The organism is Mitsuaria sp. TWR114 (genome assembly GCF_007997345.1).
Genome location: NZ_VOSR01000816.1, coordinates 1 through 11,579 on the forward strand (window position 1 = coordinate 1; position 11,579 = coordinate 11,579).

Below are 11,579 nucleotides of genomic sequence, written 5' to 3' on the forward strand. Positions count from 1 at the left end.
TCGGTGGCGGCGCACGCGCTCTGGTCGCGCCAGGCGCCGATCGTGCCGCTGCTGCTGGACTGGCTGCGCGACGCCGAGCCCATCGCGCGCGCGCTCGGTCCGGCGATGTGGCGGCACTTCGCACAGCATCTGTTGCAGCACGCCAGCAGCCGCGACCTGCGCGCGATGGGTCTGGACGAGCGCGTCGAGTCCCGTGTCTGGACCTCCTGGCCCGAGTGGCGCGCCGCCGGCTTCCGCATCGCCGACGCGCCAGGGCGATTGCACCGCGCCGTCGTCTGGTGGGAGGACGGGCGCCTGCCCGAGTTCCCGCAGGACGGCGCCGTCTTCGAAGCGCCCTACGGCGCCGCGCTCTGGCTGGACGGCCGCCTGCTGCCCTACCCGCAGGAGCTGACCTTCGGCTGCTCGATCGCGGGCTCCGGGGAATGGCTGGACGACCGCTACTTCGTGCTGGACGTCGACGGCCCGCCGGAGCATCCGGACTATGTCGAGGAACTGGCCAACGGCCGCGGGTCGGTGCTGAGCCTGCTGGTGGTGGACGCCCGCCATCGCAGCTGCCACCTGCTGAACCCGCGTGCCCATGAGCCCTGGCTGCGCCCGCGGATCACCGTGCAGGCCGACGGCCGGTGGCGCATCGACCCCGGCATCGATGCCGACGCCGGCGACCCGCGTTATGACGAGGATGCCGACCGGCCCATCGTCGCCTCCCGGCTGATGCTGCCCTCGGACCTGCCGCCGGCCTCGATCGAGGCGGAGATCCCGGACGACGAGGCCGAGCCCCGCTCGCTCGCGCCGGCCTGGCGCCATGTCGTCGACAGCTGGAACGCGGATCGCGACCGGCTGGTCGCGCTGCTCGGCGAGATGAACTACGAGCTGGCCCTGGACAGCTTCCGCGATGCCGCCCTGGGCGGCTGAGCCGCCACGACCTCCCGGCAGCAGGCCATGAACTGCTCGGCCGCCGGCGTCGCGCGCCGGTTGCGCAGCGTCAGCAGGCCCACCGGCGGCAGCTCGATCGGCACGTCGATGGGCAGCGCCTTCGCCAGCCCCTCGCGCGCCAGGTAACGCGCCACGTTGTCGGCGACGAAGGCGGCCGCGCCGCGCTGGCGCAGGAAGGTCAGCGTCACCAGGAAGGACGCGCTCTCGATGATGTCGCTCGGCGGGTCCAGCCGCTGCGCGTAGAACAGCTGGTTCAGCTTGATCCGCGACGAGGCCCACGGCGGCGGCATCACCCACGGCATCCGCGCGAGCTCGGCCCAGGGCGGCTCGCGCCGCCTGCGGCCGCCGACCAGCGGATGGTCGGGCCGCACGACGATGCGCATCGCTTCCTCCATCAGCGGCTCGGTCGTCAGGTCCGGCGCGGCGTAGCCGGGCTCCAGCCGCGCGACGATCACGTCCAGCTCGCCCACCCGCAGACGTGGCAGCAGCCGCGTCAGGTCGCCCTCCTCCAGATGCACCGTCGTCAGCGACGAGTGGCGCTTGAGCCGCTCCACCGCGCCGGCCACCAGGCCCGGCATCGCCACCACCATCGCGCCGACGCTGACGCGTCCCGCCGCGCCGCTGGCCACGGCGGCGATCTCGTCGCGGGTGCGGGCGTAGTCCGACAGCACCGAACGCGCGAAGCGCACCACCGCCTCGCCAAACGGCGTCGGCTCGGTGCCGCGCGTGGAGCGGGTGAACAGCGCCAGGCCGAACATGCGCTCGACCTCGGCCAGCGACTTCGACACCGCCGGCTGCGTCTGCGACAGGAACTCCGCCGCGCGGCCCAGGTGACGGAACTGGTCGAGCGCGACCAGCATCTGCAGGTGGCGCAGCTTCAGGTTGGAACGCAGGACGCGGTCGATCTGGCTCATGGGCGCGCATCTTAGGCTTCATGCCGTTTCCGGCATGAAGCCTGTCCAGTTCTTCAATTGAGCCGCATGGACCGGATGCCCACAATGCGACGCAAAGAGCCCACGCGACACGACGCGAAACGAAGCGAAATGGCGCGACAGGCCCCGCCTTCGATCCCGAGCCAGACCTCGATCCCGAGCCAGGAGACAACGATGACCTTCCGCATGGACCGCCGCCGCGTCCTGCTCGCCGGCGCCGCCGGCTTTGGCGCCAGCGCCCTGTCGCTGCCGCGCGTCGCGCGCGCCGCCGCCTATCCCTCCGAACGCGCCATCACCTTCATCTGCCCCTGGCCCGCGGGCGGCACCGCCGACGTGACGATGCGCGCGCTGTGCCAGGCCGCGGCCAAGGTGCTGGGACAGACCGTCATCATCGAGAACCGGGCCGGCGCGTCCGGCATGCTCGGCACCAAAGTGCTGTCCACGGCCAAGCCCGATGGCTACACGATCGGCCAGGTGCCGATCTCGGTGACCCGCTTCGCGCAGCTGCGCACGGTGCAGCTGGATCCGCTCAAGGACCTGACCTACCTCGCCCGCGTCAACGGCCAGACCTTCGGCCTGGCGGTGCGAGCCGACTCGCCGTGGAAGACGCTGGCCGAGTTCGTCGCCGCCGCGAAGGCCAAGCCCGGCCTGATCAGCTACGGCAGCGCCGGCATCGGCGGCGCCACCCATGTCGGCATGGAGGAGTTCAACCTGCTCGCCGGCATCCAGCTCAACCACATCCCCTACAAGGGCGGTGCGCCGGCGCTGCAGGACCTGCTCGGCGGCCAGGTGGACGCGGTGGCGGACTCCAGCTCGTGGGCGCCGCACGTCAAGTCCGGCAAGCTGCGCCTGCTCGTGACCTGGGGCGAGACCCGCACCAAGGACTTCCCGGCCGTCCCGACGCTGAAGGAATCCGGCTACGACCTGGTCGTCGACGCGCCCAACGGCATCGGCGCGCCCAAGGGCATGGACCCGGCGATCGTCGCCCGGCTGCGCGACGCCTTCCGCAAAGCGACCGCGGACCCCGAGTTCATCGCCGTCTGCGACCGCATCGATGCGCCGGTGATGTACCTGGACCAGCCCGACTACGAGAAGTACATCCAGGCCACCTACCGCAAGGACACGCAGTTGATCGAGCGGCTGAAGCTGCGCGAGCTGCTGGCCAAGGGCTGAGCGTGAGCGACGCCTTCACCGCCCCCGCCGCCGGTGCGGCCGCGCTCGCGACGGCCTCGCCGCTGCTGCGCCTGCATGCCGACGACAACGTGCTGATCGCCCGGCAGGCGCTGACGCTGGGCCAGGTGCTGCCGGAATTCAGCCTGCGCCTGAAAGCGCAGGTGCCGGCCGGCCACAAGATCGCCGCGCGCCGCATCGCCGCGGGCGAGCCGATCCGCAAGTACAACGCGGTGATCGGCGTGGCCGCGCGCGACATCGAGGCTGGCGACTACGTCCACGCGCACAACATCGCGCTGGTCGAGTTCCACCGCGATCCCGCCTTCGGCGCGGACGTGAAGCCGGTCGACTACCTGCCCGAGGCGGAACGCGCGACCTTCCTGGGCATCGTGCGGGCGGACGGCCGCGTCGCGACGCGCAACTTCATTGGGATCCTCGCGTCGGTCAACTGCTCGTCAACGGCGATCAATCGCATCGCGGAGCACTTCACGCCGGAGCGGCTGAAGGACTATCCCAACGTCGACGGCGTCGTCGCCTTCGCGCAGACCACCGGCTGCGGCATGTCCTCGCCCAGCCCCCACTTCGACCTGCTGCGTCGCACGATCGCCGGCTACGTGCGCCACCCCAACCTCGGCGGCGCGCTGATCGTCGGCCTGGGCTGCGAGCGCAACCAGGTCGCCGGCCTGATGGAGTCGCAGCACCTGGTGGCCGGCGAGACGCTGCGCACGCTGGTGATGCAAGACACCGGCGGCACCCGCGCCACGATCGAGGCCGGCATCCGCGCCGTCGAGGCGATGCTGCCGATCGCCAATCGCGTTGAGCGCCAGCCGGTCAGCGCCGCGCATCTGAAGATCGGGCTGGAATGCGGCGGCTCGGACGGCTTCTCCGGCATCGGCGCGAATCCTGCGCTGGGCGCGGCCATGGACCTGCTGGTGCGCCACGGCGGCACCGCGATCCTGTCGGAGACGCCGGAGATCCACGGCGTCGAATACATGCTCACCCGCCGCGCGGTCAGCCCCGAGGTCGGCCAGAAGCTGCTGGACCGGCTGGCCTGGTGGGAGGACTACACCCGCGGCCACAACGGGCAGTTCAATGGCGTCGTCGGCCCCGGCAACCAGGCCGGCGGGCTGGCCAACATCTTCGAGAAGTCGCTGGGCTCCGCGATGAAGGGCGGCACCACGCCGCTGCGGCAGGTCTACGACTACGCGGAGCCGATCGACGAGCACGGCTTCGTGTTCATGGACTCGCCGGGCTACGACCCCGTCGCGGTCACCGGCCAGATCGCCAGCGGCGCCAACCTGATCTGCTTCACCACCGGCCGCGGCTCGATGTTCGGCTCCAAACCGGCGCCGACGATCAAACTGGCCAGCAACACGCCGATGTTCACGCGCCTCGAGGAGGACATGGACATCAACTGCGGCCAGGTCATCGACGGCACCTTGAGCATCGAGGAGATGGGCCGGCAGATCTTCGAGCACATCCTGCGCGCCGCCTCCGGCGAGCCGACCAAGAGCGAGCTGCTGGGCCTGGGCGACCACGAGTTCGTGCCCTGGCACCTGGGCATCGTCAGTTGATGGCCGGCCCGCCCGCTTCCCGCGCCATCGCGACCGCCGCCCACGCCGCGGCGCCGGCCGCGTCCTGACTTCGCTTCCCTCCAGGTCCCTTCATGCAGACGCAGAACCACATTGCCGGTCGCTGGTGCGACGCGGCCGCCGGCGACCGTTTCCCGGTCGTCGATCCCGCCGACGACGGCCGCATCGCCGAGGTGCCCGACAGCCGCGCCGAGGACGCGCGCGCCGCGGTCAATGCCGCGCACGCCGCCTTCGCCGGCTGGCGCGCGGTGCCGGCCAAGCAGCGCGCCGCCTTGCTCAAGCGCTGGAACGACCTCCTCCTGCGCGACCAGGAGCGCCTGGGCGCGCTGATCTCGCAGGAGCAAGGCAAGCCGCTGGCCGAAGGTCGCGCCGAGGTCGCCTACGCGGCCAGCTACGTCGAGTGGTTCGCCGAGGAAGCCACGCGCGCCAACGGCGAGGTCATTCCCGCGCCGGTGGCGGGCCGCCGGATGCTGGCGCTGCGCGAGCCGGTCGGCGTCGTCGCCGCGATCACGCCGTGGAATTTCCCGGCCGCGATGATCGCCCGCAAGATCGCGCCGGCGCTCGCTGCCGGCTGCACCGTCGTGGCCAAGCCGGCCGAGGACACGCCGCTGACCTCGCTGGCGCTGGTCGAGCTGGCCGCCGAAGCCGGCCTGCCGCCGGGCGTGCTCAACATCGTCTGCGCGTCGCGCGAGCGCACGCCGGAGGTCGTCGACGTCTGGCTCGCCGACGATCGCGTGCGCAAGATCACCTTCACCGGCTCGACGCCGGTGGGCAAGCACCTGGCGCGCGAATCGGCCGCCACGCTGAAGAAGCTCTCGCTGGAACTCGGCGGCAATGCGCCCTTCATCGTCTTCGACGATGCGGATGTCGACGCGGCCGTCGAGGGCCTGATGGCGGCCAAGTTCCGCAATGGTGGCCAGACCTGCGTGTGCCCCAACCGCGTCTTCGCGCAGGCGGGCATTCATGATCGATTCGTCGAGCGGCTCGCGGCGCGGGTGAGCGCGCTGCGGGTCGGGCCGGCCAGCCGTGCCGACTCGCAGATCGGTCCGATGATCAACGCCCGCGCGGTCGAGAAGATCGAGCGTCACGTGCAGGACGCGCTGGCGCGCGGCGCGACCGCGGTCGCCGGCGGCCGCCGCCTGCGCGATGAGGTCGCCGCCGGCCCGAACTACTTCGCGCCCACCGTGCTCACCGGCGCGACGACCGACATGCTGCTGTGGCAGGAGGAGACCTTCGGGCCGGTGGTGCCGGTGTTCCGATTCGAGCGCGAGGACGAAGTCGTCGCCGCCGCCAACGACACGCCCTTCGGCCTGGCCGCCTACTTCTACACGCGCGACATCGCGCGCGCCTGGCGCGTCGCCGACGCGCTGGAGAGCGGCATCGTCGGCTTGAACGAAGGCGCGATCGCCGCCGAGGCGGCGCCCTTCGGCGGCGTCAAGGAATCCGGCTACGGGCGCGAGGGCTCCACGCACGGGCTCGACGACTACCTGCACATCAAGTACGTTTGCCAGGGAGGCCTGTCATGAGCGCCATGCATTTCGCCAATACCTTCAAGCAGGCCCTGGCCGCGCGCCGGCCGCAGATCGGCCTGTGGCTGTCAATGGCGCAGGCCTACAGCGCCGAGGTCTGCGCGACGGCCGGCTTCCAGTGGCTGCTGATCGACGGCGAGCACGCACCCAATGAGCTGACCAGCACGCTGCAGCAGCTGCAGGCGGTGGCGCCGTATCCGTCGCATCCGGTGGTGCGCGCGGTCAATGCGGACAAGGACGGCATCAAGAAGCTGCTGGACATCGGCGTGCAGACGCTGCTGGTGCCGATGATCGACACCGCCGAGCAGGCGGCCGCGGTGGTGGCCGCGACGCGTTATCCGCCGCACGGCGTGCGCGGCGTCGGCGCGGCGGTGGCGCGCGCGTCGCGCTGGGGCCTGCGTCGGCACTACCTCGACGAGGCCGACGGCGAGACCTGCGTGCTGGTGCAGGCGGAAACGGTCACCGCGCTGCGCAACCTCGCATCGATCTGCGCGGTGGACGGCGTCGACGGCGTGTTCATCGGGCCGGCGGACCTGGCCGCGTCGATGGGTCATCGCGGCAACCCGACGCATCCGGAGGTGCAGGCGGCCATCGATGCGGCGGTGCGCACCATCGTCGCCAGCGGCAAGGCGGCCGGCACGCTGACCGGTGACGCGGCGCTCGCGCGGCACTACCTGTCGCTGGGCGCGAGCTTCGTCGCGGTGGGCATCGACGTCACGCTGCTCGCACAGGCCACGCGGCGCCTTGCGGCAGACTTCGAGCTCTCGCCGCCGCAACCGGCGCCGACCGGCTCGCCGTACTGATCGCGACGGCGGATCGCCCGCGCTGATCGGTCGCCCCCTTCGGCGGCCGGACGCACACGGTCCGCCCTTCCGACTTCCGTTGATTTCAAGACCGAAAGCACGACCATGAGCAAGACGTACAGGATCGCCGTCATTCCCGGCGACGGCATCGGCAAGGAAGTGATGCCCGAGGGCCTGCGCGTGCTGGAAGCCGCCGCCCGGCGCTTCGGCATCCGCTTCGAGTTCACCCCCATCGAGTGGGCCAGCTGCGACTACTACCAGCAGACCGGGCAGATGATGCCGGACGACTGGAAGGCGCAGCTGCAAGGCCAGGACGCGATCTTCTTCGGCGCGGTGGGCTGGCCGGCGACCGTGCCGGACCATGTGTCGCTGTGGGGCTCGCTGCTGAAGTTCCGCCGCGAATTCGACCAGTACATCAACCTGCGGCCGGTGCGGCTCTTCGAGGGCGTGCCCTGCCCGCTGGCCAACCGCAAGCCGGGCGAGATCGATTACCTGGTCGTGCGCGAGAACACCGAGGGCGAGTACACCAACCTCGGCGGCGTGATGTACGCCGGCACGGACCGGGAGATCGTGATCCAGGAGTCGGTCTATTCGCGCTTCGGCGCGGACCGGGTGCTGAAGTACGCGTTCGAGCTGGCGCAGGCGCGTGCGCGCAAGCACCTGACGGTGGCGACCAAGAGCAATGGGATCGCGATCTCAATGCCGTGGTGGGACGGGCGCGCGGACGCGGTCGGTGCGGGTTATCCGTCGGTGACGGTGGACAAGCAGCACATCGACATCCTGTCGGCGCGTTTCGTGCTGCAGCCGGGGCGCTTCGACGTGGTGGTGGCATCCAACCTGTTCGGCGACATCCTGTCGGACCTCGGGCCCGCGACCACCGGCACGATCGGCCTGGCGCCGTCGGCCAACCTGAATCCGGAGCGGAACTTCCCCTCGCTGTTCGAGCCGGTGCATGGCTCGGCGCCCGACATCTACGGCAGGAACATCGCCAATCCGGTGGCGATGATCTGGTCGGGGGCGCTGATGCTGCAGTTCCTGGGCGAGCATCAGGCGCATGACGCGATCCTCGCGGCGATCGAGCGGACGCTGGCGTCGGGGCCGCGCACCCGCGATCTCGGCGGCGAGGCCAGCACGACCGAGATGGGACAGGCGATCGCGGCGCTCGTCTGACTGCTGGCCTACAGCCACCCCGCCTTGCGGAATCGCCAGAAGAGCACGCCGCAGGTCGCGGCGATGACGCCGAGCGCCGCCGGATAACCCCAGCGCCACTTGAGCTCCGGCATGACCTCGAAATTCATGCCCCAGATGCCGGCGAAGGCGGTTGCCGCGGCGAAGATGCCGGCCCAGGCCGCGAGGCGCTTGGTGACCTCGGACTCCTCGATCGTGGCCATCGACAGATGGACCTGGATCGCCGTCGTCGCGGTATCGCGCAGGGAGTCCAGCGCGGACTGCATGCGCTCGAGGTGGTCGTAGACGTCGCGGAAATACTCGCGCGTGTCCTCGCAGATCGGCGGCACCCGCCCGCGCACCAGCTTGCCCACCGCGTCCAGCAGCGGCGACACCGCATGCTTGACGGTGGTGATGCGCTGCTTGAGCTCATACACGCGGCGGATGTTCTCGCGGGTGACGCCCGGCTCGAAGATCTGCGCCTCGATCGCGTCGAGCTCCGCCTCCAGCGCCTCGATGACGGGGAAGTAGCGGTCCACCACCGCGTCCATGATCGCGTACATCACGAAGCCGGGACCGCGCTTGAGCATGTGCGGCTCCTTCTCCGCGCGGGCCCGCACGCCCAGCAGGCTCTGCGCGACGCGGTTGCGGATCGACAGCACGAAGTTGCTGCCGGCGAAGATGGACACCTCGCCGGTGCAGAGCTCGTCGGTCGGCGTGAACTGCACCGTCTGCATGACGGCGAACAGGGTGTCGCCGTACTCCTCGACCTTGGGCCGCTGCTGCCCGTGCAGCGCGTCCTCGACGGCAAGCTCGTGCAGGTCGAACTCCTCCTTCATCGCGAGGACCTCCTCGGTGGAGGCATCGCGCAACGCGACCCAGACGAAGCAGTCGGGCAGCTTCACGTAGTCGCTGATCTCTTCGGGCTGGATATCGGCCAGCCGGCGGCCGTCGCGGTAGGCGACACAGTTGATGAGCATGGGGCGTCTCTCTCGTTCTTGCTTGCGGCGAGCGTAGCCCGGATGGCATCAAGGCGGCATCAAGAGAAACCGAGGGGCGGCGCACGGGATCGCGAAAGCACGACAGCTTGAAAGCTCAAGGGGCTTCGCGGTTCAGCAGGTCGAGGTAGGCGGTGTAGACGTAGATCGGCTCGCCGGCCGTGCCGAAGACGGTGCGCAGCAGGCCGAGCCCGGTCAGCACCCGCGCGCCCCGGTCGATCGCGGCCGCGTCCTGGCCGTTGAAGGCGGTGATGTCGACCCGGCGTGCCACCGGTCGGCTGAACAGCGCGTGATGCAGCCGCAACGCGTCCTCGTCGGCCCGCGCCTCGCGGCGGATCCGCGCCCCGTCCACGGTGAAGAGCCGGGTGATCGCCAGGGTCATCTCCACCGCCTGCATCGCCGCCACCTGCACCGCGGTCGCGAAGAAGGACAGCCAGGACTCCCAGTCGCCATGCTCGCGCACCGCCTGGAGCAGGTCGTAATAGTCGTTCCTGCACGACTTGAAGTAGAGCGACAGGTAGAGCAGGGGCTCGCGCAGCACGCCTTCGCTCACCAGGATCAGCGGGATCAGCAGCCGGCCCAGCCGGCCGTTGCCGTCCAGGTAGGGATGGATGGTCTCGAACTGCAGGTGGGCCATCGCGGCCTTCACCAGCGAGGGATGCCGCTCCGGCTGGTCGTTGATGAACTTCTCCAGATCGGACAGGCAGTGCTCGAGCCGATGGGGCGGCGGCGGCACGAACGAGGCCGACGCCGCGGACGCACCGCCGATCCAGTTCTGCGTGCGCCGCAGTTCCCCGGGCGCCTTGCCACGCCCCCGGCCCTGGGTCATCAGCCGCCGGTGCATGTCGTTCATCAGGCGCGTGCACAGCGGCATCCCCTGCCGCATGCGGTCCCGGCCATGCTCCAGCGCCGCGACGTAGCAGGACACCTCCCGCACGTCGTCCAGCGGCGAGCCGGGCGCGCCGTCCGCCTCGTAGATCAAGAGGTCGGCGAGCGACGACTGCGTGCCCTCGATGCGGGATGACATCACCGCCTCCTTGCGTACGTAGCTGTAGAGCAGCACCGAGGTCTCCGGCATCAACAGCGAAAGTCCATCCAGCCGACCCAAGGCCAGGTGGGCGGCATTGAGCCGCTCCTGCAGGTCGGCGTCGAGGCTCAGCGCAGGCTGCGGCGGCAAGGGCAGCGGCACGAAGGCTCGGCATGTGTCGCCGCCAGCGATCGAGTATTCATAGGTGCCGGTGAGTCCGCGTCGCATCGGGTGCTCCGTGATGAGGGAACCCGTGATGCTGCGCGACCGCGCGATTTCCGCAATCGCAGCTTTGCGCTATTGGACCGCCGCCGCGCGGGTCGGCCGCCATTCGACCAGGCGCCCGCCGTCCATCACGCCGATCCAGTCGCCGATCGTCTCGGCCTCGTCGGGGTCATGGGTGACCATCAACGCGGTCTGGCCGGCGGCGCGCAGGATGTCGCGCACCTCGCCGGCTAGGCGGTCGCGGGTGGTCGCGTCCAGGCTGGAGAAGGGCTCGTCGAGCAGCAGCAGCCGCGGCGACGGCGCCAGCGCCCGGGCCAGCGCGATCCGCTGCTGCTGGCCGCCGGACAGCTCGTGCGGCATCCGCGCGCCCAGCGACTCCAGGCCCACCATCGCCAGCAGTTCACGCACGCGCTGGTCGCGCTCGGCGCGCGGCCGGCGTCGCAGGCCGAATCCCACGTTCGCCGCCGCGTCCAGGTGCGGAAACAGCGCGATCTCCTGGAAGAGCAGGCCGACGCCGCGCCGCTCCGGCTCGACATGCCGCCCCGGGCTGGACAAGACCAGCCCCGCCAACACGATGCGGCCCGCTTCCAGCGGCTCGAAGCCGGCGATCGCGCGCAGCGCCGTGCTCTTGCCGCAGCCCGACGGACCCAGCAGGCAGGCGATGGTCCCCAGCGGCTGGACCAGCGACAGGCCGCGCAGGACCGGCGCGGCGGCGCCGGGATACCGGACCTGGATGTCCTCGAGGGCCAGGGTGCTCATGTCGCCTCCTTCATCGGCATGAATGCGGGGGACGCGTCGTCCGCGGGCGACGCGAGCGCGGGCTCGTGGCTCAGCAGCAGCACCGCCGGCAGCCCCACCGCCACGATCAGCAGCGCCGCGAGCGCGCCGTGCTCGTAGCTGCCGCGCGCGGCCTCGGCGTACAGCAGGGTCGGCAGCGTCTCGAAGTTGGCCGGCCGCAGCAGCAGCGAGGCCGGCAGTTCCTTCATCACGTCGATGAACACCAGCAGTGCGCTGGCGGACAGCGCCGGCCTGAGCATCGGCAGGTGGACGCGTCGCAGCGTGCCCCAGGGCGATTCGCCCAGGCTGCGCGCGACCTGCTCCAGCGGCGCTGGCAGCCGCGCGAGGCCGGCCTCGACGCCACCGATGGGCAGCGCCAGGAAACGCAGCACGCAGGCCAGGACCAGCACCGCGCCCAGGCCCATC

Annotated in this window: 11 protein-coding genes; 6 read left to right on the forward strand and 5 right to left on the reverse strand. The window is 70.8% G+C overall.

Annotation, left to right across the window (positions count from 1 at the left end):
* Positions 1-912 (forward strand): hypothetical protein (locus FUT87_RS29365; RefSeq protein ID WP_222617272.1); only part of this gene is annotated, 912 nt, incomplete at its 5' end.
* On the opposite strand, the gene FUT87_RS24495 is transcribed toward FUT87_RS29365, so the two are convergent.
* Positions 864-1,847, reverse strand: a complete 984-nt coding sequence (locus tag FUT87_RS24495) for a LysR substrate-binding domain-containing protein (RefSeq protein WP_147242682.1) — start codon at positions 1,845-1,847, stop codon at positions 864-866. The genes FUT87_RS29365 and FUT87_RS24495 overlap by 49 nt on opposite strands.
* Before the next feature lie 192 nt (positions 1,848-2,039).
* Between FUT87_RS24495 and FUT87_RS24500 the strand changes: the two genes are divergently transcribed.
* The 5 genes from FUT87_RS24500 to FUT87_RS24520 all read left to right on the forward strand — a co-directional run bounded on the left by FUT87_RS24500 (position 2,040) and on the right by FUT87_RS24520 (position 8,129).
* Positions 2,040-3,038, forward strand: a complete 999-nt coding sequence (locus FUT87_RS24500) for a tripartite tricarboxylate transporter substrate binding protein (protein WP_255512009.1) — start codon at positions 2,040-2,042, stop codon at positions 3,036-3,038.
* A 2-nt stretch (positions 3,039-3,040) separates the two neighbouring features.
* The gene (locus FUT87_RS24505; RefSeq protein WP_186830395.1) at positions 3,041-4,609 is read left to right on the forward strand and encodes a UxaA family hydrolase; all 1,569 of its coding nucleotides are present in this window, start codon (positions 3,041-3,043) and stop codon (positions 4,607-4,609) included.
* Between the two features lie 92 nt (positions 4,610-4,701).
* On the forward strand, positions 4,702-6,153 hold the full coding sequence (locus FUT87_RS24510; protein WP_147242683.1) for an NAD-dependent succinate-semialdehyde dehydrogenase: 1,452 nt from the start codon (positions 4,702-4,704) through the stop codon (positions 6,151-6,153).
* A 5-nt stretch (positions 6,154-6,158) separates the two neighbouring features.
* Positions 6,159-6,959 (forward strand): 4-hydroxy-2-oxoheptanedioate aldolase, encoded by an 801-nt coding sequence (gene hpaI / locus FUT87_RS24515; protein ID WP_091724916.1) that lies wholly within the window; start codon positions 6,159-6,161, stop codon positions 6,957-6,959.
* A gap of 105 nt (positions 6,960-7,064) precedes the next feature.
* Positions 7,065-8,129 (forward strand): tartrate dehydrogenase, encoded by a 1,065-nt coding sequence (locus tag FUT87_RS24520; RefSeq protein WP_147240511.1) that lies wholly within the window; start codon positions 7,065-7,067, stop codon positions 8,127-8,129.
* Positions 8,130-8,137: 8 nt separating this feature from the next.
* Here the strand turns inward: FUT87_RS24520 and corA are convergent, their stop codons facing one another.
* The 4 genes from corA to FUT87_RS24540 form a co-directional block, all read right to left on the reverse strand.
* On the reverse strand, positions 8,138-9,106 hold the full coding sequence (gene corA, locus FUT87_RS24525; RefSeq protein ID WP_147240510.1) for a magnesium/cobalt transporter CorA: 969 nt from the start codon (positions 9,104-9,106) through the stop codon (positions 8,138-8,140).
* 115 nt (positions 9,107-9,221) lie between these two features.
* Positions 9,222-10,379: a Fic family protein gene (locus tag FUT87_RS24530; protein WP_147242684.1), complete on the reverse strand. Its 1,158-nt coding sequence runs from the start codon at positions 10,377-10,379 to the stop codon at positions 9,222-9,224.
* A gap of 69 nt (positions 10,380-10,448) precedes the next feature.
* A complete protein-coding gene (locus FUT87_RS24535) occupies positions 10,449-11,135 on the reverse strand; it encodes an ABC transporter ATP-binding protein (protein ID WP_147242685.1) in 687 nt (228 codons plus the stop codon).
* Positions 11,132-11,579, reverse strand: a 448-nt coding sequence (locus FUT87_RS24540; RefSeq protein WP_147242686.1) for an iron ABC transporter permease, incomplete at its 5' end; no start/stop codon positions are given. The genes FUT87_RS24540 and FUT87_RS24535, both read right to left, overlap by 4 nt.